Below are 25,000 nucleotides of genomic sequence, written 5' to 3'. Positions count from 1 at the left end.
ACGGTTGCAGCGGCAGATTCTGCGCGACGATCCCCAACGCGCCCGGGTGGTCGCCGGTGAGCCGGCCAAGGTCTCCGAACTCCGGCAACTATGGCGCGACACCACCGTCGGAGAGGACACGCGCGACTTCGCGCAGTTCGTGACTCGTCGCGCGATCCTGGCCTTGGAACGCGCCGAGTACCGCATCCTCGGACCCCAATACAAGTCTCCACGGTTGGTGAAGCCCGAGATCTTGTCTTCGGCGCGGTTTCGGGCCGGCTTGGAGAAGATCCCGGGGGCAACCGTCGAGGAAGCCGGGGAGATGCTCGACGAACTCTCCACCGGGTGGAGCAGGGTCTCCGTCGACCTGGTGGGCGTCCTGGGCAGGGCGCTCAGCCGCGGATTCGACCCCGAGATCGACTACGACGAGTACCAGGTCGCCGCGATGCGCGCGGGTCTGGAAGCTCATCCGGCGGTGCTGCTGTTTTCGCACAGGTCGTACATCGACGGCGCGGTGGTGCCGGTGGCCATGCAGGAGAACCGGCTACCACCGGTGCACATGTTCGCCGGGATCAACCTGTCGTTCGGGGTGATGGGGCCGCTGTTGCGCCGTTCCGGCGCCATATTCATCCGCCGCAACATCGGCGATAACCCGCTCTACAAGTACGTGCTGCGCGAATACGTCGGCTACATCGTCGAAAAGCGGTTCAACCTCAGCTGGTCCATCGAGGGCACTCGCTCGCGTACCGGCAAGATGCTGCCGCCCAAGCTCGGCCTGCTGTCCTACGTGGCCGATGCCTACCTGGACGGTCGCAGCGAAGACATTCTCCTGCAGCCGGTGTCGATCAGCTTCGATCAGCTGCATGAGACCGCCGAGTACGCGGCGTACGCGCGCGGCGGTGAGAAGACACCCGAGGGTGCCGCCTGGCTCTACAACTTCATCAAGGCGCAGGGCGAGCGCAACTACGGCAAGATCTACGTTCGCTTCCCGGAAGCGGTCTCCATGCGGCAATATCTCGGCGCGCCGGGCGGTCCGCTGGCCCACGACGAGAGCGCCAAACGGCTTGCGCTACAGAAGATGTCGTTCGAAGTCGCCTGGCGGATTCTGCGGGCGACGCCGGTCACCGCGACGGGTCTGGTGTGTGCGCTGCTGCTCGCCACGCGCGGTGTGGCGCTGACGCTCGATCAGCTGCACCACACCCTGCAGGACTCGCTCGACTATCTCGAGCGCAAGCAAACCCCGATGTCGACGAGCGCGTTACGGCTGCGCACGCGCGACGGCGTGCGCGCGGCGGTCGACGCGTTGTCGAACGGGCACCCGATCACCCGCGTCGACAGCGGACGAGAACCGGTGTGGTACATCGCACCCGAGGACGAACACGCCGCCGCGTTCTACCGCAACTCGTTGATTCACGCCTTCCTGGAAACCGCGATCGTCGAACTCGCTCTGACGCACGCCCGGAGGATCGAGGATCCTCAGATCGACCGCTTGTCGGCCTTCTGGGCCCAGGCGATGCGGTTGCGGGACCTGCTGAAGTTCGATTTCTATTTCGCCGACACGGCGTCGTTTCGCGCGAACATCGCCGAAGAGATGGCGTGGCACGATGATTGGGAAGCTCACGTGGCGGCCGGGGGCGAGGATATCGACGCCATATTGTTCGCCAAGCGTCCGTTGATGTCCCACGCGATGTTGCGGGTGTTCTTCGAGGCGTACGAGATCGTCGCCGACGTGTTGCGTGCTGCTCCGGCGGATATCGGCCAGAAGGAATTGACGGAGCTGGCGCTTGGGGTCGGTCGGCAATACGTTGCGCAAGCCCGTGTCCGGAGCAGCGAATCGGTTTCGACGCTGCTGTTCGCGACCGCGCGCCAGGTTGTCGTGGATCAGCACCTTATCGGCCCCAGCGCCGACCTCAGCGAACGGCGCGTGGCCTTCCGGCGAGAGCTGCGGGACATCCTGCGGGATTTCGATGCCGTCGAGCGGATTGCGCGCAAGCAGTTCATCGCTCGCGAGTTCAAGGCGCGCCAGGAGCGTTTGGCCAGCCAGGCTCCGTAGTCCGGCCGCGCGCCAATACCCTTGAGCACATGACGGTTGCCCGGCCCGAGGGCACGACCCGCACGCTGGTCCGGCCGCTGCTGATCGGCATCGCCGTCCTGGCGGGCTGCACGGCCGCCGGTATCGGGGCGCTGGCGCTGGCGGACGCGCTGAGCGCCACCGGGTTGCCCGATCCTGGTCCGGCGACCACGCTGGGGCTGCCGTTCGTGCGAGCGGCCGGCGAGATCGCCGCGGTGCTGGCTGTCGGGTCCTTCCTGTGCGCGGCTTTCCTGGTGCCGCCGCAGCAGAGCGGCGTCCTCGACGCCGGCGGATACCGAGCGCTTCGTCTCGGGACCGTGGCCTCCGGGGCGTGGGCGGTGTGTGCCGCCTTGTTGGTTCCGCTGACCATTTCCGACGTCTCCGGTCACCAGTTGGTCGACCACCTCAACCCGGTGACGGTCTGGTCGCTGGCCTCGCTGATCAACGTCGCCTCTGCCTGGCGCTGGACGGCGATCCTAGCCGCGACCGTGACGGTGGCCAGCGTGTCCGTGCTGCGCTGGTCATGGACGCCGCTTCTGCTCGCCGGGTCGTTGTTGACGCTGATTCCACTCGGGTTGACCGGTCACTCGTCGGCCGGCGGTTCACACGACCTGGCGACCAACAGCCTGCTCGTCCACCTCCTCGCCGCCGGCCTGTGGGCCGGAGGCCTGCTGGCCGTGTTCGCCCACGCGCTGCGCAGCGGTGACCATATCGGGTTGGCGACGCGCAGATTCTCGCTGATCGCGCTGTGGTGTTGGGTGGCGATGGCGATCAGCGGTGTGGTGAATGCGCTCGTCCGAGTCCTGCCTGCCGACCTGTTGACCACCGAATACGGGCGGCTGGTGCTCGCCAAGCTCACCGCCCTGTGCCTGCTCGGCGTCTTGGGCTGGCGGCAGCGGCGATCGGCGGTCGCGGTGCTGCTGCCGGACCCGGGGCCTACCGCGGCGCCCAGCGCGTCCGATATGAATCGAGGGCTCAAAACGTCGCCCAGATCACGCCGCCACTTCACATTTAAAGGCGTAAGTGCACATTCACCGCGATCCGCCCTCCTGCGACTGGCCCTGACCGAAGCCGTGGTTTTCGGGCTCACCTTCGGCGTGGCCGTCGGGCTGGGCCGCACGGCCCCGCCACCGCCCCCGGCCCGGCTGCCCTCAATTCCTGAAGCCGAGATCGGTTACGACTTCGACGGACCGCCCACCGCGGCGCGCATTATGTTCGACTGGCGCTTCGACCTGATCTTCGGCAGCGCCGCCATCGTCTTTGCCGCCGTGTACCTGGCGGCCGTGATGCGGCTGCGCCGCCGCGGGGACAGCTGGCCGGCCGGCCGGACCGCGGCCTGGCTGCTCGGCTGTTGCGCTCTGCTCTTCGTCACCTCGTCGGGGATCGGTCGCTACATGCCGGCGATGTTCAGCATGCACATGGTCGCCCACATGGGGCTTTCGATGATGGTCCCGATCCTGCTCGTGCTGGGCGCGCCGGTGAGTCTGGCGTTGCGGGCACTGCCTGCGGCCGGGCGCTCGTCCGGCGGGCAAGATCCGCCGGGGATGCGGGAATGGCTGCTGGCCGCGCTGCACAGCCGATTGTCGCGATTCCTCACCCACCCCGTTGTCGCTACCGCGCTGTTCGTCGCGGGGTTCTACGGGCTGTACTTCAGTGGTCTTTTCGACGCCGCGGTGGGCAGTCATGCCGGGCATCTGGCGATGAACCTGCACTTCTTGCTCAGCGGCTACCTGTTCTACTGGGTCGTGATCGGCGTGGACCCGACGCCGCGGCCGATCCCGCCGCTGGCCAAGGTGGCCGTGGTATTCGCGTCGTTGCCGCTGCACGCGTTCTTCGGGGTGGTGCTGATGGGCACGCCAAAGGTGATCGGCGCCGACTATTACCGCTCGCTCGGTTTGAGCTGGCACACCGACCTGCTGGGGGATCAGCGGTTGGGCGGCGGGATAGCCTGGGCGGCAGGGGAATTGCCGTTGGTCATCGTGATGCTCGCGCTGCTGATGCAGTGGGCGCGCAGCGACAAACGCACCGCCCGGCGGCTGGACCGGGCGGCCGAACGCGACGATGACGCCGAACTGGTGGCCTACAACGCGATGCTGTCCGAACTCGCGCGGCGGGAAGCGCCCCGAGCTTAGCCCCGCCTTCACTGTGCCTTTACGCGCGCCGAGATGCCGGGGCTCGCGCCTCTATTCACAGTCGCGGCTGTCTCCACAGCCTCGATTCGCGACTGCGGGGAAGCCACTGACTTGTCGGCGCAGCCGGGCTGGATGAGCACCAGACACAAGCGCTAACTGCGAATGAAAGGAAATGCGTCAATGTTTGAAACACCGCTGACGGTCGTCGGTCACATCGTCAACAACCCCGAGCGCCGACAGGTCGGCACCCAGGAGCTCATCAAGTTTCGCGTCGCGAGCAATTCCCGGCGGCGCACGGCCGACGGCGGCTGGGAGCCGGGCAACTCGCTGTTCATCAACGTCAATTGCTGGGGGAAGTTGGTCACCGGCGTGGGCGCCGCGTTGGGCAAGGGCGCACCCGTGATCGTGGTGGGCCACGTGTACACCAGCGAGTACGAAGACCGCGATGGCAACCGGCGCTCCTCCCTGGAGATGCGCGCGACGTCGGTGGGACCGGATGTGTCCCGCGCAATCGTGCGCATCGAGAGGCCGGGCTACACCGGTCCGCCTGCCGGCGAGGCCACCCCATCTGCGGATGTGGCCGGCGCGGCTGGCGTGGGGGACACCGAGGCGCAAGACGACGTCGAGTCCGCCGAAACCGGCCCGCTGCCGCTGTCGGCTTAGCTGGGGGCCGAGGGCTGTCGGGCGGTGCCTAGGATGGTCCGCGAGATCGTTCCGTACCACCAGAGAGGCAAACCCGCGGCATGGCTGAGTTCATCTACACGATGAAAAAGGTCCGCAAGGCGCACGGCGACAAGGTGATCCTGGACGACGTCACGTTGAGCTTCTTCCCAGGCGCCAAGATCGGTGTCGTCGGCCCCAACGGCGCCGGCAAGTCGAGCGTCTTGCGGATCATGGCCGGTCTCGACAAGCCCAACAACGGCGAAGCCTTCTTGGCCACCAACGCGACCGTGGGCATTCTTCAGCAGGAGCCGCCGCTGAACGAGGAGAAGACCGTCCGCGGGAATGTGGAAGAGGGGCTGGGCGACATCAAGATCAAGCTGGACCGCTTCAACGAGGTCGCCGAATTGATGGCCACCGATTACTCCGATGAGCTGATGGAGGAAATGGGCCGGCTCCAAGAGGAACTCGATCACGCGGACGCGTGGGACCTCGACTCTCAGCTGGAGCAGGCGATGGACGCGCTGCGGTGCCCCCCGGCCGACGAGCCGGTCACGAATCTGTCCGGCGGTGAGCGCCGCCGCGTCGCGCTCTGCAAGCTGTTGTTGTCCAAACCGGATCTGCTCCTGCTCGACGAGCCGACGAACCACCTGGACGCCGAAAGCGTGCAGTGGCTCGAACAGCACCTGGCCGCTTACGCGGGCGCGATCCTGGCGGTGACCCACGACCGGTACTTCCTGGACAACGTCGCCGAGTGGATCCTCGAGCTCGATCGTGGCCGCGCATACCCGTACGAGGGCAACTACTCGACATATCTGGAGAAAAAGGCCGAGCGGCTGGCGGTGCAGGGCCGCAAGGACGCCAAGCTGCAAAAGCGGCTGACCGAGGAGCTGGCGTGGGTCAGGTCCGGCGCCAAGGCGCGCCAGGCCAAGGGCAAGGCCCGGCTGCAACGCTACGAGGAGATGGCAGCCGAGGCGGAGAAGACGCGCAAGCTCGACTTCGAGGAGATCCAGATTCCGGTGGGGCCCCGGCTGGGCAACGTCGTGGTCGAGGTCGATCACCTCGACAAGGGCTACGACGGGCGGACCCTCATCAAGGACCTGTCGTTCACCCTTCCGCGAAACGGCATCGTCGGCGTCATCGGCCCGAACGGGGTCGGCAAGACCACGCTCTTCAAGACGATCGTCGGCCTCGAGCAGCCGGACAGCGGCACGGTCAAGATCGGTGAGACGGTCAAGCTGAGCTACGTCGACCAGAGCCGTTCGGGCATCGATCCCAAGAAGACCGTCTGGGAGGTCGTCTCGGACGGGCTGGACTACATCGAGGTCGGCCAGAACGAGATCCCGTCGCGGGCCTACGTCTCGGCGTTCGGTTTCAAGGGCCCCGACCAGCAGAAGCCCGCGGGCGTGCTGTCCGGGGGTGAGCGCAACCGGCTGAACCTGGCGCTCACGCTCAAGGAGGGCGGCAACCTCATTCTGCTCGACGAGCCGACCAACGACCTCGACGTCGAGACGCTGAGCTCGCTGGAGAACGCCTTGGAGAAGTTTCCCGGCTGCGCTGTGGTGATCTCCCACGATCGCTGGTTCCTCGACCGCACGTGCACCCACATCCTGGCGTGGGAAGGCGACGAGGACAACGAGGCCAAGTGGTTCTGGTTCGAGGGCAACTTCGGCGCATACGAGGAAAACAAGGTTGAAAGACTCGGAGTGGACGCCGCCCGGCCGCACAGAGTGACCCACCGCAAGCTCACACGCGACTAATGTCAGCTCTGCCCCGCAACGACGCGGCCCGGGCGGCTGCCGAGCACCGGGGCGAGAGAACGCAGTTGCAGCCGTCGCGAGTTGGGAGCAATCGGTATGGCGATCGATCCCGGAGCTAAGCACGATCTCAGGCCGTGGACCACGTTCGCCAAAAGCGAAGACATTCCCGACTGGATCACCAACGCCTACGTCGAAAGCTACCGCGGCCCACGGGCCGAGGAACCGGGAGCGCCGGACGCCGCCGGCGTCGACCCCGCGGCCTTGGTGACGCCGGCCATGCTGCGCGCCCATTATCGGCTCGGCCAGTGCCGACCGGAGTCCGGAAACTGCGTGTGCGTCCACCCGGCCGACGACCCCGAGGGATTCGGGCCCTGTTTGCAGGTGGTCACCCATCACGGCAGCATGCTCCTGGATTCCGTCACGGTGCTGCTGCACCGGCTCGGTGTCGCCTACGCCGGCATCATGACCCCCGTCTTCGACGTGCACCGCAGTCCGACCGGAGACCTGCTCAGCGTCGAACCCAAGGCGCCCGGCACGTCGCAGTACGACGGCGAAGCCTGGATCTACGTCCCACTGTCGCCCACTGTCGACAGCAAGGTCCTCGCGGAGGTCGAGCAGCTGCTGCCCAAGGTCCTCACCGACGTCGAACTGGTCGCCAACGATGCCGCGTCGCTGATCACCACCATGAGCGAGCTGGCCGCGGCCGTCGACATCAACGCCGACAACCGCTTCTCGGCACCCGACCGCGAGGATGTCGCCGAGCTGCTGCGCTGGCTGGGTAACGGCAACTTCCTGCTGCTGGGTTACCAGAGTTGCGGGGTGCACGAGGGCCTGGTATCGCCCGACGGGTCAACGGGTCTGGGCGTCCTGCGCACGCGCACCGGGTCGCGACCGCGGCTGACCGACGACGACCACCTGCTGGTCCTCGCTCAGTCGGTCGTCGGCAGCTACCTGCGCTACGGTGCCTACCCCTACGCGATCGGGTTGCGCGACAACGTCGCGGGCGACCACGTCGTCGAGCACCGCTTCGTCGGGCTCTTCACCGTCGCCGCCATGAACGCCGACGTCCTGGAGATCCCGATGATCTCGCGGCGGGTCCGCGAGGCGCTCGCGATGGCCGACGACGATCCGATCCACCCCGGCCAGCTGCTTCTCGACGTCATTCAGACCGTGCCGCGCTCGGAGCTGTTCACCCTGAGCGCCTCCCGGCTCTTGGCGATGGCCACCGCGGTGCTGGACCTCGGATCCCAACGGCGAGCGTTGTTGTTCCTGCGCGCCGACCGGCTGCAGTACTTCGTCTCGTGTCTGGTCTATGTGCCGCGCGACCGTTACACCACCCAGGTACGGCTGCGGATCGAGGACATCCTGGTCCGTGAATTCGGCGGGACACGGCTGGAATTCACCGCCCGGGTCAGCGAATCGCCCTGGGCGCTCATGCATTTCATGGTGCGGCTGCCCCAAAAAGAGGACGGTGCTGCGCCGGTAGACGTCTCGGAAGCCAACCGGGTCCGAATCCAGGGCATGCTGAGTGAGGCCGCGCGGACCTGGGGTGACCGCCTGATCGCCGCCGCGGCCGACCGCGCCGAAGGCGCCGTCGACCACGCCGACGCCGAGCATTACGCCACTGCCTTCTCCGAGGTCTACAAGCAGGCGGTCACCCCCAGCGACGCCATGGAACACATCGCCATCATCAAAGAGCTTTCCGATGATTCGGTGAAGTTGGTGTTCTCCGACCGCGGCGAGGACGGGGCCGCGCAGCTGACCTGGTTTTTGGGCGGGCACACCGCCTCGTTGAGCAAGCTGCTGCCCATGCTGCAGAGCATGGGCGTCGTCGTGCTCGAGGAGCGGCCATTCACCGTCACCCGGCCCGACGGGCTGTCAGTCTGGATTTACCAGTTCAAGATCCAGCCGCACCCGACGATCCCGCTGGCGGACACGGCCGCCGAAAGAGACTCCACCGCAGAGCGATTCGCCGATGCCGTCACCGCGATCTGGCAGGGCCGCGTCGAGATCGACCGGTTCAATGAGCTCGTGATGCGCGCGCGGCTGACCTGGCAGCAGGTCGTGTTGTTACGCGCCTACGCGAAATACCTACGGCAGGCCGGTTTTCCGTACAGCCAATCCCACATCGAATCGGTGCTGGGCGAGCATCCCACGACCGTACGGTCATTGGTCACGTTGTTCGAAGCGCTCTTCGATCCCACGGCTTCTTTTTCCACCGGGTCGCCGACCAGCCGCGACGCGCAAGCGGCCGCCGCCGCAGTGGCCGCCGACATCGATGCGGTGGTGGGCCTGGACACCGACCGCATCCTGCGCGCGTTCGCCTCGCTGGTTCAGGCCACGTTGCGCACCAACTACTTCGTGACGCGCGCGGGTTCGGCTCGCGCCCGAGATGTGCTGGCGCTCAAGCTGAACGCGCAGCTCATCGATGAGCTTCCGCTGCCGCGCCCCAGGTTCGAGATTTTCGTGTACTCGCCCCGCGTCGAAGGCGTACACCTGCGTTTCGGCCCGGTGGCGCGCGGCGGCCTGCGCTGGTCAGACCGCCGGGACGACTTCCGCACCGAGATTCTGGGTCTGGTCAAGGCGCAGGCGGTGAAAAACGCCGTCATCGTCCCGGTCGGGGCGAAGGGCGGGTTCGTCGTCAAGCGGCCGCCGCTGCCCTCGGGCGAGGCCGCCGCCGACCGCGACGCCAGCCGCGCCGAAGGCGTCGCCTGCTATCAGCTGTTCATTTCCGGGCTGCTCGACCTCACCGACAATGTCGACCACGCAACGAAGAAGGTGAGCCCGCCACCCGAAGTCGTCCGGCGGGATGGAGACGACGCCTACCTGGTGGTCGCCGCGGACAAGGGCACGGCCACCTTCTCCGACATCGCCAACGACGTCGCCAAGTCGTACGGGTTCTGGCTGGGCGACGCGTTCGCTTCCGGCGGTTCCGTGGGCTACGACCACAAGGCCATGGGCATCACCGCCCGGGGCGCCTGGGAGGCCGTCAAGCGCCATTTCCGCGAGATGGGGGTCGACACCCAGGCCGAGGACTTCACCGTCGTCGGCATCGGCGACATGAGCGGCGACGTGTTCGGCAACGGCATGTTGTTGAGCGAGCACATCCGGCTGCTGGCCGCCTTCGACCACCGGCACATCTTTCTGGACCCCAACCCGGATGCCGCCGCGTCGTGGCGGGAACGGCGGCGAATGTTCGACCTGCCGCGGTCCAGCTGGGACGATTACGACAAGTCGCTGATCAGCGAGGGCGGCGGGGTGTACAACCGGGACCAGAAGGCCATCCCCATCAGCCCGCAGGTCCGCGAGGCGCTGGGCATCGACGACGACGCCGAAGGGGGCGTCACCGAAATGTCCCCACCCAACCTGATCAAGGCGATCCTGCGGGCGCCCGTCGACCTGTTGTTCAACGGCGGCATCGGCACCTACATCAAGGCGGAATCCGAGTCCGACGCCGACGTCGGCGACCGCGCCAACGACCCGGTGCGGGTTAACGCGAACCAGTTGCGCGCCAAGGTAATCGGTGAGGGTGGCAACCTGGGTGTGACCGCCCGCGGCCGCGTCGAGTTCGATCTGTCGGGCGGGCGGATCAATACCGATGCGATGGACAACTCCGCCGGGGTGGACTGCTCGGACCACGAGGTCAACATCAAGATCCTGATCGACTCGCTGGTCTCCGCGGGCAAGGTGAAGGCCGAGGAGCGCAAAGAGCTGCTGGAGTCGATGACCGACGAAGTCGCCCGGCTGGTGCTCCTCGACAACGAGGAGCAGAACGACCTGATCGGCACCAGCCGCGCCAACGCGGCCAGCATGCTGCCGGTGCACGCGATGCAGATCAAGTACCTGGAAGACCGCGGGCTCAACCGGGAATTGGAAGCGTTGCCAACGGAAAAGGAGATTCACCGGCGGACCGACGTCGGCATCGGGCTCACCTCCCCGGAGTTGTCCACGCTGATGGCGCACGTGAAGCTGGCCCTCAAAGAGGACATGCTGACCACCGAGCTGCCCGAGCAGGACGTCTTCGCATCCAGGTTGCCGCTGTATTTCCCGAAGCCCCTGCGCGAGCGGTTCACCCCAGAGATCCGGGCACACCAGCTGCGGCGCGAAATCGTCACGACCATGTTGGTCAACGATCTGGTGGACGCCGCCGGGATCAGCTACGCGTTCCGAATCACCGAAGACGTCGGCGTGGGGTCCATCGATGCGATACGCAGCTACGTCGCCACCGACGCCGTCTTCGGCATCGGCCATATCTGGCGTCGCATTCGCGCGGCGAATCTGCCCGTCGCGCTGTCGGACCGGCTGACGCTGGACACCCGCCGGCTGATCGACCGTGCCGGACGCTGGCTGCTCAACTACCGCCCGCAGCCGTTGGCCGTCGGAGCCGAGATCAACCGATTCGCCGCCAAGGTCAAAGACCTGTCGCCGCGGATGTCGGAATGGTTGCGCGGTGACGACAAGGCCATCGTGGACAAGGAAGCCGCGGAATTCACCTCGCAGGGCGCGCCCAGGGATTTGGCCTACCGGGTCGCGGCCGGGCTATATCGCTTCAGCCTGCTCGACATCATCGACATCGCCGACATCACCGAGATAGACCCCGCGGAGGTGGCCGACACCTACTTCGCCCTGATGGATCGGCTGGGCACCGACAGCCTGCTGACCGCCATCTCCGAGCTGCCCCGAGGCGACCGTTGGCAGTCGTTGGCACGCTTGGCGATTCGCGACGACATCTACGCCTCGCTGCGGTCGCTGTGCTTTGACGTGCTGGCCGTCGGCGAGCCCGACGAGAGCGGCGAGGAAAAGATCGCCGAGTGGGAACACATCAGCGCGTCCCGGGTCGAGCGCGCGCGCCGCACCCTGACCGAGATTCAGGAAAGCGGCGCAAAGGATCTCGCGACGCTGTCCGTGGCGGCGCGGCAGATCCGCCGCATGACCCGCACCAGCGGAAGAGGATCGTCGAGTTGAGCGTGGGCTTCGTCGCGCCGGTGCCGGTGCGCTGGTCGGACATCGACATGTACCAGCACATCAACCACGCCACCATGGTCACCATCCTCGAAGAGGCGCGGGTGCCCTTCCTCCGCGAACCCTTCGCCGCCGACATCACCACCATCGGGCTGTTGATCGCCGACGTCCGCGTCACCTACAAGGATCAGCTCCGCTTAGCCGATTCTCCCCTGCAGGTCACCATTTGGACCAAGCGGCTGCGTGCGGTCGACTTCACCCTGGGTTACGAAGTCCGTTCGGTCGGTGCGCATCCGGAATCCAAGCCCGCCGTCATCGCCGAGTCCCAGCTGGCCGCGGTCCACATCGAGGAGCAGCGGTTGGTGCGGCTGTCGCCACAGCATCGGGGGTATTTGCAGCGGTGGGTTCGGGAATAGAGTCAGCCGAGCGCGGGCTGTGGCTGGGCCCGGAAGGCATCGCCGCCCAACGCGAAGACCTGGCCACCTTCGTCGACCACGCGATGCGCCTTGACGACGCGGCGGTCATCCGGCTTCGCGCTCGCTCCCGCGGACTGCTTTCCGCTTGGGTGGCAACGGGTTTCGATGTGCTGGCCAGCCGGGTGGTCGTCGGCCGCCTGCGGCCCGACGATTTGTCGGTGGGTGCCGACGCCCTGGCCCGCGGCCTGTCGGCGATGGATGATTCGGGCTACGTCGATCCCGGCTTCTCGATGGATTCGGCGTGGCGCGGCGCGTTGCCGCCGGAGTCGGGCTTCATCCATGTCGAAGACGTGCCCGCCCGCGTCATGCTGGACCTTGCCCAGCGCGGCGCGCGACTTGCCAAGGAACACGCCGGTTCCCATGGTCCGCCGGTGTCGCTGCTCGACCAGGAGGTCATTCGGGTGACCGGGACCGGCGACGGGGACGGGGACGGTGTCAGCGTCGGGCTTCCGATGCGCTGCGTGTTCGCCTTGACCGCAATGGGTTTCCTGCCGCAGTCGCCCGATGTGATCGCTGCCGACGAGATGGTCCGGGTACGAACAACGCCGGCGTGGTTGCGCATCGACGCCCGGTTCGGATCGGTGTACCGGCGTCGCGGGCGCGCCGCGCTGGTTTTGCGCTGACCGGCACAGTAAGGGCCTTAGCGAGAAGGGTCTTAGCGGCCCTGTGAGCTGGACGTGGCTCAGAAATTGTTGTGATGGATCGGAGTACGTTGGGGCCGGTAAGTTCCGGGCTTGAAGATGTTCCCGATGTTGTTGAAAAACCCCTGGAAAAATCTGTGGGGACCGTCGCCACCCTCGGCGGTAATGATGGGGGTGCCCCGCCCCATCGAGGCGGCGTCGCCGGCCAAGGTCTGCTCGGTGGCGACGACGTCGGTGCGCAGAGTTCGTGCGACGTCCGTGGGCGCGGTCCGCGCCGCGTTGGCGGCCTCGGTGGCTGCATAAGCTCCGGCGTTGCCGGCCAGCGTATCCACGAACTGGTCGTGAAACGCTGCCGCTTGGCCGGCCAGGGTGTGATAGCCCTGGGCGTAGCCGCTGAACACGGTCGCGATCGCCGCCGACACCTCGTCTTGCGCCGCAGCCGCGACCTGAGTCGTTGACAGGGCCGTGGCGCGGTGAGCCGACTCGATCGCCGACCCGATCGCCGTCAAATCCTGAGCTGCAGTAGCGAAAGCCTCGGGGGAGGCGAACACGAAGGACGACAACTGCGACTCCTATCGGATGCAAGGACTTGAACTGCCGCGGCGCAGTCCACAAACTGTTACCCCGGCGTCGTGGATTCTAATCTCAACGTGGCCGCCGTCTTGGGCGGCTTTCCGCTTGGCTGACCGGGTTGGCCGGGTTCGGTTCTAGGCCAGCCAGGCCGCCGCGTCCGTCGGCAATTTGCCGCCCACCAACGGAGCGCTAGCCAGCAGGAGTTCGCCCGCCGGCAACGGCATCGGACGGCGGCCGGCGTTCACCGCGCACACCAACCCCCCGCCGCGACGCCGGAATATCAGCCTGTCGCGCCGTGCGGCCAGCCAATCCAGCTCGGTGCCATCGAATTCAGGCCGCTCCCTGCGCAATTCGAGCATCCGCCGGTAGAAGGACAACGTCGAGTCGGGGTCGGCGCGCTGCGCGTCTACGGTCAGCGCCGCCCAGTCGGCCGGCATGGGTAACCAGGTGTCGGCATTCGTGGAGAACCCGAACGGGGGCGCATCGCCGGACCACGGAAGCGGAACCCGGCACTTGTCGCGGCCGCGTTCGGTATGTCCGGAGCGTTCCCACGTCGGGTCTTGGAGCACGTCGTCGGGAAGCTGCACGTCAGGCAGACCCAACTCCTCGCCGTTGTAGACGAACACCGCGCCCGGCAGGGCGAGCATCACCATCGCCATCGCCCGCGCCCGGCGCAGCCCCACGTCGCCGCCGCCATAGCGGGACACTTCGCGGCCGACGTCGTGGTTGGAGAGGGTCCACGTCGGGGTGGCATTTTCGATCGCGGTGGCGGTCAGGGAGTTCTGGATCGCGTCGTGAATCTCCGTCGCATCGAAGCCGATCTTCGTCAGCCGGAAGTTGAATCCGAGATGCAGCTCGTCCGGTCGCAGGTACTCGGCCCAACGGATGTTGTCCATGACCCAGACCTCACCGATGGTCACCGCCCCCGGATAGTCGTCGACGATCGTGCGAATCCCGCGGTGAATCTCGTGCACGCTCGGGTGGTTGAAGCGCGGATCGTCATCGCTATGGCTCAGCACCTTGATGTCGTCGCTCGCGTCGGGCAGGTCGGCCGGCTTGGCCATCCCGTGCGCCACGTCGATCCGGAAACCGTCCACGCCGCGCTCGAGCCAGAAGCGCAAAGTCTTCTCGAAGTCGTCGAAGACATCCGGGTGCTCCCAATTCAAATCGGGCTGCTCGGCATCGAAGAGGTGCAGGTACCACTGGCCGGGATTGCCGTCGGGCTCGACGACCCGGGTCCACGCCGGACCGCCGAAGACCGACGTCCAGTTGTTCGGCGGCAGCGAACCGTCGGGCCCACGGCCATCGCGGAACAGATAGCGCTCGCGCGCGTCGGCGCCCGGGCCCGCGGCCAGGGCCGCCCGAAACCACGGATGAGCCGAACTGGTGTGGTTGGGCACCACGTCCATGGTGATCTTGATGCCCCGCTGATGCGCCGCCGCGATCAACCGCTCGATCGCCGCCATCCCGCCGAACAACGGGTCGATGTCGCGCGGATCGGCGACGTCGTAGCCGTGGTCGGCCATCGGCGATACCGTGACCGGGTTGAGCCAGATGGCGTCCACTCCCAGCTGTTCCAGATATTCCAGGCGGCCGGTCACGCCGTCCAGGTCGCCCACCCCATCGCCGTCGCTGTCGGCAAAGGATCGGGGATACACCTGGTAAAAGACCGCGTTTTGCCACCACGGCTCGGGGCTCATACTGCTCCGTTTCATCCAAAAATGGGCGCGTTGACCAGCGAGTGGGCAGCCATCTCCAGGTAGTCAAGCAACTCTCGACGATGCTCGTCGTCGAGTGTTTGCGAGTCTATGGAGCCGACGGCGATGTGCATGCACCGCAGCCAGGCGTCACGCTCGATCGGCGTGATCCGGAAGGGCGCGTGCCGCATCCGCAGCCTTGGATGCCCGCGCCGGTCGGAGTAGGTTCGCGGACCACCCCAGTACTGCTCGAGGAACATGCGCAGCCGGTCTTCGGCGCCGGCCAGGTCGTCCGCGGGATAGAGCCGGCTCAGGATCTCGTCCCCGGGAACCTGTGCGTAGAAGCGCGACACGATCGCGTTGAAGGTTTCGGCACCGCCGACGGCATCGTAGAAGCTGACCTGATCCATCGAGTCCATTGTGGTGCATCGCCGGGGCGCAGAGGCGAAACGGCCCTCGGATAGTCGTGCGCGCTCCGCGTGTTCACCGGCTAGACACGGCGCGCACCTGCAATGAGGGTGCGTTTGGCGGCGAATCATGGTGGACTATCCGCGGAGGATTTATGGCGCATGGCAAGAGACGCCGCAGCCACCGCAGTTCGGGTGCCGCGGCGGGGTTAACCGGGCCCCCAACCGCGTCATCCCTCCATAGCGCGTCATCCCTCCATAGCGTCGATACCCACCCGCCGACTCGCCACGAGACGGCATCCGTCTGGAGCCGCCGGCGGGTGCTGCTGCTCAACTCCACCTACGAGCCGCTGACCGCGCTGCCGATGCGGCGGGCCGTCGTGATGGTGATCTGCGGGAAGGCCGACGTGGTGCACCACGACCCGGCCGGACCGGTCATCCACTCGGCGACCAGGTCGATCGTGGTTCCCTCGGTGATCCAGCTGCGCACCTACGTCAGGGTTCCCTACCGTGCCCGTGTCCCGATGACCCGCGCCGCGCTGATGCACCGCGACCGGTTCTCCTGCGCGTACTGCGGCGCGAAGGCCGACACCGTTGACCATGTGGTGCCGCGCAGCAGGGGAGGTGACCACTGCTGGGAGAACTGCGTAGCGTGCTGTTCGACCTGCAATCATCGCAAGGGCGACAAGCTGCTGGCTGAACTCGGCTGGGCACTGCGCCGGGCTCCGCTGCCGCCGACGGGACAGCATTGGCGGCTGTTGTCGACGGTCAAGGAACTGGACCCGGCGTGGGCTCGCTACCTCGGCGAAGGCGCGGCCTGAAGAATCTCGTGTCCGAGTGTGCGGATAGTTCGCCGGGTGGGATACGGTTTGCCTCGTGAGCGCAATGGAGATTCACCTCTACTTCATCGGAATCCCGCTGTTGCTGGTGATCGTGCTGTCCGTGCTGATCTGGTCGCGCAAGGGGCCCCATCCCGCGACGTACAAACTGTCCGAGGAGTGGACTCACCCGCCGATCCTGTGGGCCGCCATCGACGAAGCCGTCGGCGGGGCGCACGGGGCACACGGCACCCCGGAGTTCTCGGTGGGAGGCGGCGCCAGTGGCAAGTGGTGAGGTAGCCACGATCGAGCGAAGCGAGCTCCCGAGGGGCTCTGTGATCACCACCAGCGGTCGCATCTCGGGGGTCACCGAGCCCGGGGAACTCTCCGTGCACTACCCGTTCCCCCTCAAGGATCTCGTCGCCATCGACGACGCGCTGAAGTACGGTTCGCGGGCGTCGCGGGCGCGGTTCGCTATTTACCTCGGTGACCTGGGCGGCGACACCGCCGCGCGGGCCCGCGAGATGCTGGGGAGGGTCCCCACGCCGAACAACGCGGTGTTGCTGGCCGTTTCACCGAACCAGCGCGTCATCGAGGTGGTCTATGGCTCCCAGGTCCGTGGCCGCGGCGCTGAGTCGGCCGCACCGCTGGGCGTGTCCGCCGCGGCATCGGCGTTCGAGCGGGGCGAGCTGGTCGACGGGCTGATCAGCGCGATCCGCGTGCTCAGCTCCGGGATCTCCCCGGCTTAAGGGTTCGGGCGTCGCGCCCGGCGTGCGGACACGCACGCTTGCGGACATGACCGGCCGCTCAGGACGCGTCGAACGCGCGGGCCCTCAGGGACCGCTTTACCCCCGCTTGGCCCTCCAGCACCAGGCGCCGCAACGCCGGCGGCACCTCCGAGTCCGGGGCGGCCAGAAACGCATCGGCGGCCGCGATGCCGGCCTCGCTGATGTCCCGGTGGGGGTACAGGCCGATCACCACCGTCTGGGCGACCTCGCTGGATCGGCGAGCCCAGACGCCGGATATCGCCTCGAAGTAGCGCGCCGTGAACCGCTTGAGCAACTCATGCTGCCCCGGCGCGGCGATGCCCGCGATTATCGAGCGGGCAGTGATGTTCGCCAGGGTGTCGTCCTCGAAAACCGTGGTCCAGGCCTCCTCCTTGACCCCCGGCTGCGGCCGCGCCGCCGCCGCCTGGGCGCCGTGGCGCTTGCCGGCGGCCGTCGGGTCGCGCTGCACCTCGGCGTCGATGAAGGGTGTCGCGGGTCCGTCGGCGTCGATCTCGCCGGCCGTGGCCAGGGCGGTCACGATGCGCCAGCGCAGGTCGGTGTCGACCTCGAGGCCGGCCAGCCCCAAATCGGCGGGGTCGCGGTCGAGGAGGTCCGCCAGCGTCACGACGTGGCGGGTGGACAGCACCGAGGAGCACAGCGTGTTGACGAAGGCAAGCTGGTGATCCGATCCGGGGGGCGCAGAGCGCGCCAGTTCCAGCAGGCGATCGGCGAACTGCGGCCATCCGTGGTCGTGCGCCCAGCCCGGCTCGGCGTAGGACCCCAGCGCCGTCTGCGCCTGGAGCAGCAGGCGTTGTGCCACGCCTACCTCGGTTTCGGCGTGCACACCGCGCGAGACCAGTGCCACGAAGTCGCGGGCGCGCAGTTCGGCCTCGCGGGTCATCTCCCACGCCGCCGACCACACCAGCGTGCGGGGCAATGGCTCGGCGATGTCGGCGATCCGCTCCAGCGCGGCCTCCAGTGACTGCGGGTCCAGCCGCAGCGAGCAATAAGTCAGGTCGTCATCGTTGACCAGGATCAGCTTTCCGCGCGAAACGCCAACCAGCGCAGGGACATTCGTCTCCGGCCCCTCGACGTCGAGCTCTTCTCGATGGACGCGCACCAGCTTGCCGGCGCTGTCCTCGTCGTAGATGCCGACCGCCAGCCGGTGCACTCGCGTCTCACCGGCGCCCGGTGCTGCGCCGCTCTGGGCCACCGCGAACCGGGTGAACTTGCCGTCGGCGTCCACGTCGAAATCGGGGCGTAGCGTGTTCAGCCCGGTGGTCTTCAGCCACTGCCGACCCCAACCCGACAAATCGCGGCCGGACGCCTTCTCCAACGCGGCAAGCAGATCGTCGAACGTGGCGTTGCCGAATGCGTGGGTGTGGAAGTAGTCGCGCAGGCCGGCCAGGAAGTTATCCAGCCCGACGTAAGCGACGAGCTGCTTGAGAACGGAAGCGCCTTTGGCATAGGTGATGCCGTCGAAGTTGACCTCCACGGCCGCCAGATCGGGGATTTCGGCGGCGATCGGATGCGTCGAGGGCAATTGGTCCTGGCGGTAGGCCCATGACTTCTCGGCATTGGCGAACGTCGTCCAGCCCTCCGTGAATTCTGTTGCCTCGCTGAGACACAACACAGCCGCAAAGGTTGCGAACGACTCATTGAGCCACAAGTCGTCCCACCACGTCATGGTGACCAGGTCCCCGAACCACATGTGCGCCATCTCGTGCAGCACCGTTTCGGCGCGCCGCTCGTAGGAAGCCCGGGTTACCTTGCTGCGGAAGACGTAATCTTCGAGGAACGTCACCGCCCCGGCGTTCTCCATTGCGCCCGCGTTGAACTCGGGAACGAACAGCTGGTCGTACTTGCCGAACGCGTACGGTAACCCAAAGTTGTTGTGGTAGAAGCCAAATCCCTGCTTGGTCTGGGTGAACAACCGCTCGGCGTCCATGTGCCGGGCCAGCGACGCCCGGCAGTAGATCCCGAGCGGGATCTCGCCGTGCTCGTCGGTGTAGCGGTCTTTCCACTCGGCGTAGGGGCCGGCGATCAGGGCCACTAGATACGTGCTCATCCGCGGTGTGGTGGCAAAGGTGTGCACCCTGCGATCGGAGTCCGCCGCGTCGTCGACCGACACGGTCGCGCCGTTGGAGATCACCTTCCATCCCTTGGGCGCGGCCACCCGCAGGTCGAACGTCGCCTTGAGATCGGGTTGGTCGAAGCACGCGAACATGCGCTTGGCGTCGGCTGTTTCGAATTGGGAATACAGGTAGGTCTCATCGTCGACCGGATCGACGAACAGGTGCAGCCCCTCTCCGGTGTTCGAGTACCGGCAGTCCGCGTCGACGACGACGACGTTGCGGTCGCCCAGTCCGCGCAACGGGATGCCGAGGGATTCGTCGTATCCGGATACGTCGAGCTCGCGTCCATTGAGGGTGGCGCTGCGGATGCGATCGGCTGCGATGTCGATGACCGTCTCGGCCCCGGCGAGCGCATCGAACACGACGGTGGTGGTGGAGCGGAAGGTTCGACCGGCGGGTGTTCCGCCTTCTGCGCCGCCGGTGATGTCGAGGCTGATCTGGTAGCTGTCGACGGTAATCAAGGCGGCGCGTTCGACAGCCTGGTCCCGGGTGAGGTTAGGAAGGGCCACGGACTCCAACTTAGAGCCCCCGGGGCGGGCGCCGAAGAGTGGGAACAGCGGCGCGGCGACTACGGTTGTGCCAGACGGTGGCTTGACCGTTGACGAGAGGACCGCTGCGATGCCCGAGAACGCCCCCACGAAAAACCAAGCCGATTTCTGGTTCGATCCCCTCTGCCCGTGGTGCTGGATCACGTCGCGCTGGATCCTCGAGGTGGAGCAGGTTCGCGATATCGAAGTGCACTTCCACGTGATGAGCCTCGCGATACTCAACGAGAATCGCGAAGGCCTGCCCGACAAGTATCGGGAAATGATGAAGAGGGCCTGGGGTCCGGTGCGGGTCGCGATCGCGGCCGAGCAGGCCCACGGTGCGGCCGTCCTGGACCCGCTGTACACCGCGATGGGCACCCGGATTCACAACGAGGACAACAAGAACCTGGACGAGGTCATCAAGTTGTCGCTGGCGGACGCCGGCCTGCCCGCGGAGTTGGCCGAGGCGGCCGAGAGCGAGGCCTACGACGACGCCCTGCGCAAGAGTCATCACGCCGGAATGGACGCGGTGGGTGACGACGTCGGCACGCCGACCATCCACGTCAACGGCGTGGCATTCTTCGGTCCCGTGCTCTCGAAGATCCCGCGCGGCGAGGAGGCCGGCAAGCTTTGGGACGCCTCGGTGACCTTCGCGGCCTACCCGCACTTCTTCGAACTCAAGCGGACCCGCACCGAGCCGCCCGAATTCGACTGAATCGGCCGGCCCGCCGGCCGCCCGGCTGTGCAAGGATGTCGGGCATGCGCGTCTATTTGGGTTCCGATCACGCCGGATACGAGCTCAAGCAGAAGATCATCGAGCATCTGCGGACATCCGGACACGAACCGATCGATTGCGGAGCCTTCAGCTATGACGCCGACGACGACTATCCGGCTTTCTGCATCGCCGCCGCGACGCGCACGGTGGCCGACCCCGACAGCCTGGGCATAGTGCTGGGAGGATCGGGCAATGGCGAGCAGATCGCCGCCAACAAGGTTCCGGGAGCCCGATGCGCGCTGGGGTGGAGCGTCGAGACCGCGACGCTGGCCCGTCAACACAACAACGCTCAGTTGATCGGCATCGGCGGCCGGATGCACACCGTGGACGAGGCGCTGGCCATCGTGGATGCCTTCCTGAGCACGCCGTGGTCGGAAGCGCCACGCCACCAACGGCGGATCGACATCCTCGCGGAATACGAACGCACCCACCAGGCGCCGCCCGTGCCCGGCGCCCCGGCCTGAGGCGCGCGTGCCCGAAGGGCACACGTTGCATCGGCTTGCCCGGTTGCACCAGCGCAGGTTCGGCGGGTCACCGGTGGCGGTTTCCAGCCCGCAGGGCCGGTTCGCCGGCCAGGCCGCCGCGGTGGACGGCCAGGTGCTGCGGCGTGCCAGCGCTTGGGGCAAGCACCTCTTTCACCACTACGCCGACGGCCGGATCGTGCATGTCCATCTCGGTTTGTACGGCGCCTTCACCGAGTGGGAGCGGCCCGACGGGGCGCCCCTGCCCGAGCCCGTCGGGCAGGTGCGGATGCGGATGGTCGGGGCCGACTACGGCACCGACCTTCGCGGGCCGACGGTATGCGAACTCATCGACGAAGGCGGGGTCGGCGACGTCATCGCCAAGCTCGGTCCCGACCCGTTGCGCCCCGACGCCGACCCATCGCGGGCGTGGAACCGAATCATCAAGTCCCGCAGGCCCGTTGGCGCATTGCTGATGGACCAGACCGTCATCGCCGGCGTGGGCAACGTGTACCGCAACGAATTGTTGTTCCGCCACCGCATCGATCCCTTCCGGCCGGGTCGGGAGATCGGCGAGGCGGAGTTCGACGCGGCGTGGACCGACCTGGTGGCGCTGATGAAGGTCGGTCTGCGGCGCGGCCGGATCGTCGTGGTGCGTCCGGAACACGACCACGGTCCGCCGTCGTACCTGCCGGGCCGGCCACGGACATACGTGTACCGGCGCGCGGGCGAGCCCTGCCGAGTATGCGGGGAACCGATACGCACCGCGGTACTGGAGGGCCGAAACGTGTTCTGGTGCAAAGCATGTCAGGCATGACGGCGTTGATACGGCCCAAATCGGTTGTGGGGTGAGGGCCGGGCTCAGGCGTTACCTGACCCCCAGCGCGGCGTAGACCTCGTTGCTGAGGGCGATGCTGCGGGGGTCCGCGTTGGCCTTGGTGGCGTCGAAGCGATTCATCACGTACGCGTAGCCGATCCGGTGCTCCAGGTCGACGAACCCGAAGGAGCCACCCAGGCCGCCGTGACCAAAGATCCGGGGGTTGGGCCCGTTGACCCCACGCTGATTGAGCATGTATCCCAGGCCCCAGCCGTGGTCGGCGACCCGCGGACCCAGCACCAGGTCGGTGTCGAAACCGCCCTGCGACACCCTGACCAGCTCCATGTGCTCGCGGGTGAGGAGTTTCTCCTGGGCGAGCGCGTTGTAGAACGTCGCCAGTCCCAGCGCCGACACCTGGCCGTTGGTGCCGGGAAATTCGAGTTCACGCCACCGCTTCAGGTCGTGGGAGCCGATCTCGTCGTCCGGGGCGAATCCCATCGAAATTGACAGCGCGGCCTTCGGGTGCTCGTCCAGGCTGGTCGGGTCACCGGGCGCCTGCACCTCGTCCAGCAGATCCCTGGCGTGCGGCTTGCTGACCCGCTCGGCGCAGCGCCGTTGGTCGACCCGCGATAACCCAATGTGGACGTCCGCGCCCAGGGGTTCGGCGATCTCCGTGCGCAGATACTGGCCCACGGTGCGACCGGTTACCCGGCGGAACACCTCGCCGAGGATGAAACCGAAGGTGGTCATGTGGTAGCCCTGGGCGGTGCCCGGCTGCCACCAGGGTTCCGCGGCGGCCAGCCGCTCGCAGACCAAGTCCCAGTCGGCGACTTGCTCCCAGCTCATTCGGGCGCGGGGCCCGATGACGCCGGATCGGTGGCTCATCACCATGGCCAGCGTGATGGCCTCCTTGCCCGCCCGGCCGAACTCGGGCCAGTAGCGGGCGACGGGCGCCTGCAGATCCAGTTCGCCGCGGTCGGCGAGTTGATGGACGCAGGTGGCCGTCAGCCCCTTCGTGCCCGAAAGCACAGTAGTGAGGGTGTCCTGCCGCCAGGGTCGGGTGCGGGCCGCGTCCGCCCAGCCGCCCCAGAGGTTGACGACGAGGTCCCCCTCGACCCACACCGCCACGGCCGCGCCGACCTCGTTGCGCAGTGCAAAGTTGCGTTCGAACGCGTCGCGCACCCCGACGAAGTCCGGCGCGCACGAGCCCTTGATGTCGACATCCATACTCAGGTCCCCCCGGACACTCATGGCGCTTTTTTGCCGAACACAAGTCAGCCGAGCGGGCGACGGGAATCGAACCCGCGTAGCTAGCTTGGAAGGCTAGGGCTCTACCATTGAGCTACGCCCGCAAGTTTTAGTCGAGCGCGACTGTATCTGGCGGCGAACATCAAATCTAATCGAAGCGGTTCTGTAATCGCTCTGTGAGGTCTTGAAATCTCGACGGTCGCTGCGAAGCCGGTGGCCAACCTGGCGTTGAAGGGCCGTAGGATCGCGAGGTCAGCGCGGGGTGTAGCGCAGCTTGGTAGCGCATCCGCTTTGGGAGCGGAAGGCCGCAGGTTCAAATCCTGTCACCCCGACCAGCGCAAGCACCCCAGCGCCGACCGGCCACCGATCGACAGAAAGAGCACCGAGGAGCACACCCGTGAAGAGCAGCGTCGAACAGTTGAGCCCCACCCGGGTGCGTATCAACGTGGAGGTGCCGTTCACCGAGCTCGAGCCGGACTTCCAACGGGCCTACCAGGAGTTGGCCAAGCAGGTGCGACTGCCCGGGTTCCGGCCCGGCAAGGCGCCCGCGAGGCTGCTGGAGGCCCGTTTCGGCCGGGAAGCGATGCTCGATCAGGTGGTCAACGAGGCGCTGCCCAGCCGCTACGGGCAGGCCGTCGCCGACTCGGAAGTCCACCCGCTCGGCCAGCCCGACATCGAGGTGACCAAGAAGGAGTACGGCCAGGAGCTGGCGTTCACCGCCGAGGTCGACGTTCGCCCCAGGATCACCCTTCCGGATCTGAGCACGCTGAAGGTCTCGGTGGATCCGATCGACGTCGGCGACGAAGATGTCGAGGCGGAGCTGGAGTCGTTGCGGGCGCGGTTCGGCACCCTGACGGGGGTTGACCGGCCCGTCGCCGACGGTGACTTCGTCTCGATCGACCTGTCCGCCACCGTCGACGGCAAGGAAGTGCCGAACGCGGCCGCGCAGGGCCTGTCCCACGAGGTCGGGTCGGGCCGGCTGATCGCGGGTCTGGACGAGGCGCTGGTCGGATTGTCCGTCGATGAGTCCCGGCAATTCACCGCGAAGTTGGCGACGGGCGAACATGCCGGCCAAGACGCGCAGGTCACCGTCACCGTCAGGTCCGTCAAGCAACGCGAACTCCCGGAGCCCGACGACGAATTCGCCCAGTTGGCCAGCGAATTCGACACCATCGACGAGCTGCGGTCGAACCTGCGCGAACAGGTGCAACAGGTCAAGCGCGCACAGCAAGCCGAACAGATCCGCGATGCCACCATCGAGGCCCTCCTCGAACGGGTCGACGTGCCGCTGCCGGAGGCGATCGTGCAGGCACAGTTCGACACCGCCATGCAAGCCGCGCTCAGCAGCTTCAACCACGACGAAGCAAAGTTCAACGAGATGCTTGCCGAACAGGGCAAATCCCGCGAGGAGTTCGAGACGGAAACCCGCACGACGACGGAAGGGGACGTCAAAAGGCAGCTTTTGCTGGATGCGCTCGCCGATGAGCTGGAGGTCCAGGTAGGCCAGGAGGACCTCACCGAGCGGCTGGTGATGACGTCCCGGCAGTACGGCATCGAGCCCCAGCAGCTGTTCGCCTACCTGCAGGAGAACAATCAATTGCCGGCCATGTTCGCCGATGTGCGTCGCGGGCTGGCGATCGCCGCGGCGGTCGAGGCGACCACGGTCACCGACTCCGATGGAAACTCCATCGACACGAGTGAATTCTTCGGCAAGCGCCCGAAGGCCGACGAGTCCTCGAATGCCGACGAGACCGCTGCGGCCGACGGGGCCGCCAAACAGGGCGCGGCTGACGAGGCTCAGGATGCCTCCGACGACGAATCCCTTGACCGGTCATGACGCTGTGAGCGAACGCGACCACTTCGGGAGGTCCGCGACCGGCACACAGCGGGCTTGGTTCGTTAGGGTCGGTCCATAGAAGAATTCCAGAAAGCAGGTAATCCCGTCGTGACTGACATGCGTTCGAACTCGTTGGGCCTCAACCTCACGGACTCCGTTTATGAGCGCTTGCTCTCCGAGCGCATCATCTTCCTAGGGTCGGAAGTGAACGACGAAGTCGCCAACCGGCTGTGCGCACAGATTCTGCTGCTCGCGGC

20 protein-coding genes and 2 tRNA genes are annotated in these 25,000 nt (G+C 66.8%); 16 read left to right on the top strand and 6 right to left on the bottom strand.

Translation table 11 applies throughout. The features are described 5' to 3' along the window. From JO059_RS13580 to JO059_RS13550, 7 genes are all read left to right on the top strand, one after another. On the top strand, positions 1 to 2,032 hold a 2,032-nt coding region (locus JO059_RS13580), incomplete at its 5' end, for a glycerol-3-phosphate 1-O-acyltransferase (protein WP_293319474.1). A 29-nt stretch (positions 2,033 to 2,061) separates the two neighbouring features. Beyond that, a complete protein-coding gene (locus JO059_RS13575) occupies positions 2,062 to 4,182 on the top strand; it encodes a cytochrome c oxidase assembly protein (protein ID WP_293319472.1) in 2,121 nt (706 codons plus the stop codon). Positions 4,183 to 4,362: 180 nt separating this feature from the next. Beyond that, positions 4,363 to 4,845, top strand: coding sequence for a single-stranded DNA-binding protein (locus tag JO059_RS13570; protein WP_293319470.1), 483 nt, complete (start codon positions 4,363 to 4,365; stop codon positions 4,843 to 4,845). Positions 4,846 to 4,925: 80 nt separating this feature from the next. Beyond that, positions 4,926 to 6,602, top strand: coding sequence for an energy-dependent translational throttle protein EttA (ettA, locus tag JO059_RS13565; RefSeq protein WP_293319468.1), 1,677 nt, complete (start codon positions 4,926 to 4,928; stop codon positions 6,600 to 6,602). Between the two features lie 96 nt (positions 6,603 to 6,698). Continuing rightward, a complete protein-coding gene (locus tag JO059_RS13560) occupies positions 6,699 to 11,567 on the top strand; it encodes an NAD-glutamate dehydrogenase (RefSeq protein ID WP_293319466.1) in 4,869 nt (1,622 codons plus the stop codon). Further along, positions 11,564 to 11,980: a thioesterase family protein gene (locus JO059_RS13555; protein ID WP_293319464.1), complete on the top strand. Its 417-nt coding sequence runs from the start codon at positions 11,564 to 11,566 to the stop codon at positions 11,978 to 11,980. The genes JO059_RS13560 and JO059_RS13555 overlap by 4 nt, the downstream gene beginning before the upstream one ends. Next, on the top strand, positions 11,977 to 12,663 hold the full coding sequence (locus tag JO059_RS13550) for a hypothetical protein (RefSeq protein ID WP_293319482.1): 687 nt from the start codon (positions 11,977 to 11,979) through the stop codon (positions 12,661 to 12,663). The genes JO059_RS13555 and JO059_RS13550 overlap by 4 nt, the downstream gene beginning before the upstream one ends. Positions 12,664 to 12,722: 59 nt before the next feature. Here JO059_RS13550 and JO059_RS13545 read toward each other — a convergent pair whose 3' ends face one another. The 3 genes from JO059_RS13545 to JO059_RS13535 all read right to left on the bottom strand — a co-directional run bounded on the left by JO059_RS13545 (position 12,723) and on the right by JO059_RS13535 (position 15,361). Next, positions 12,723 to 13,244, bottom strand: a complete 522-nt coding sequence (locus tag JO059_RS13545; protein ID WP_293319462.1) for a PE family protein — start codon at positions 13,242 to 13,244, stop codon at positions 12,723 to 12,725. Positions 13,245 to 13,388: 144 nt separating this feature from the next. Then, on the bottom strand, positions 13,389 to 14,954 hold the full coding sequence (locus tag JO059_RS13540) for a glycoside hydrolase family 13 protein (RefSeq protein WP_293319460.1): 1,566 nt from the start codon (positions 14,952 to 14,954) through the stop codon (positions 13,389 to 13,391). Between the two features lie 11 nt (positions 14,955 to 14,965). Then, entirely contained in the window at positions 14,966 to 15,361 is a 396-nt protein-coding gene (locus JO059_RS13535) for a globin (RefSeq protein WP_293319458.1), read from the bottom strand. 152 nt (positions 15,362 to 15,513) lie between these two features. Here JO059_RS13535 and JO059_RS13530 point away from each other — a divergent pair, with 152 nt between their 5' ends. The 3 genes from JO059_RS13530 (at position 15,514) to JO059_RS13520 (ending at position 16,925) form a co-directional block, all read left to right on the top strand. Further along, entirely contained in the window at positions 15,514 to 16,179 is a 666-nt protein-coding gene (locus tag JO059_RS13530) for an HNH endonuclease (RefSeq protein WP_293319456.1), read from the top strand. 64 nt (positions 16,180 to 16,243) lie between these two features. Beyond that, on the top strand, positions 16,244 to 16,471 hold the full coding sequence (locus JO059_RS13525; RefSeq protein WP_293319480.1) for a hypothetical protein: 228 nt from the start codon (positions 16,244 to 16,246) through the stop codon (positions 16,469 to 16,471). Further along, positions 16,458 to 16,925, top strand: coding sequence for a DUF5130 domain-containing protein (locus JO059_RS13520; protein WP_293319454.1), 468 nt, complete (start codon positions 16,458 to 16,460; stop codon positions 16,923 to 16,925). The genes JO059_RS13525 and JO059_RS13520 overlap by 14 nt, the downstream gene beginning before the upstream one ends. 58 nt (positions 16,926 to 16,983) lie before the next feature. Here JO059_RS13520 and pepN read toward each other — a convergent pair whose 3' ends face one another. Continuing rightward, positions 16,984 to 19,587: an aminopeptidase N gene (gene pepN, locus JO059_RS13515; RefSeq protein ID WP_293319452.1), complete on the bottom strand. Its 2,604-nt coding sequence runs from the start codon at positions 19,585 to 19,587 to the stop codon at positions 16,984 to 16,986. A gap of 109 nt (positions 19,588 to 19,696) precedes the next feature. On the opposite strand from pepN, the gene JO059_RS13510 reads away from it, so the two are divergent. The 3 genes from JO059_RS13510 to JO059_RS13500 are packed head-to-tail and all read left to right on the top strand — an operon-like array spanning position 19,697 to position 21,658. Next, the gene (locus tag JO059_RS13510; RefSeq protein WP_293319450.1) at positions 19,697 to 20,320 is read left to right on the top strand and encodes an Rv2466c family mycothiol-dependent reductase; all 624 of its coding nucleotides are present in this window, start codon (positions 19,697 to 19,699) and stop codon (positions 20,318 to 20,320) included. Positions 20,321 to 20,364: 44 nt separating this feature from the next. Continuing rightward, the gene (locus JO059_RS13505; RefSeq protein WP_293319448.1) at positions 20,365 to 20,844 is read left to right on the top strand and encodes a ribose-5-phosphate isomerase; all 480 of its coding nucleotides are present in this window, start codon (positions 20,365 to 20,367) and stop codon (positions 20,842 to 20,844) included. A gap of 7 nt (positions 20,845 to 20,851) precedes the next feature. Then, the gene (locus tag JO059_RS13500; RefSeq protein ID WP_293319446.1) at positions 20,852 to 21,658 is read left to right on the top strand and encodes a DNA-formamidopyrimidine glycosylase family protein; all 807 of its coding nucleotides are present in this window, start codon (positions 20,852 to 20,854) and stop codon (positions 21,656 to 21,658) included. A 51-nt stretch (positions 21,659 to 21,709) separates the two neighbouring features. Here the strand turns inward: JO059_RS13500 and JO059_RS13495 are convergent, their stop codons facing one another. Then, positions 21,710 to 22,885 (bottom strand): serine hydrolase domain-containing protein, encoded by a 1,176-nt coding sequence (locus JO059_RS13495; RefSeq protein ID WP_293319478.1) that lies wholly within the window; start codon positions 22,883 to 22,885, stop codon positions 21,710 to 21,712. A 54-nt stretch (positions 22,886 to 22,939) separates the two neighbouring features. Continuing rightward, positions 22,940 to 23,010: transfer RNA gene (locus JO059_RS13490), tRNA-Gly, on the bottom strand. 154 nt (positions 23,011 to 23,164) lie between these two features. On the opposite strand from JO059_RS13490, the gene JO059_RS13485 reads away from it, so the two are divergent. From JO059_RS13485 to JO059_RS13475, 3 genes are all read left to right on the top strand, one after another. Next, positions 23,165 to 23,241 (top strand) — tRNA-Pro (locus tag JO059_RS13485). 62 nt (positions 23,242 to 23,303) lie between these two features. After that, positions 23,304 to 24,743, top strand: coding sequence for a trigger factor (tig, locus tag JO059_RS13480; RefSeq protein ID WP_293319444.1), 1,440 nt, complete (start codon positions 23,304 to 23,306; stop codon positions 24,741 to 24,743). Positions 24,744 to 24,860: 117 nt separating this feature from the next. After that, positions 24,861 to 25,000 (top strand): ATP-dependent Clp protease proteolytic subunit (locus JO059_RS13475; RefSeq protein ID WP_293319476.1); only part of this gene is annotated, 140 nt, incomplete at its 3' end.

Origin of the sequence: Mycobacterium sp., assembly GCF_019247615.1 — a bacterium.
Classification (GTDB): Bacteria; Actinomycetota; Actinomycetes; order Mycobacteriales; family Mycobacteriaceae; genus Mycobacterium.
The sequence above is the reverse complement of the archived record's forward strand: the minus strand, read 5'-3'. Positions and strand labels throughout refer to the sequence as shown.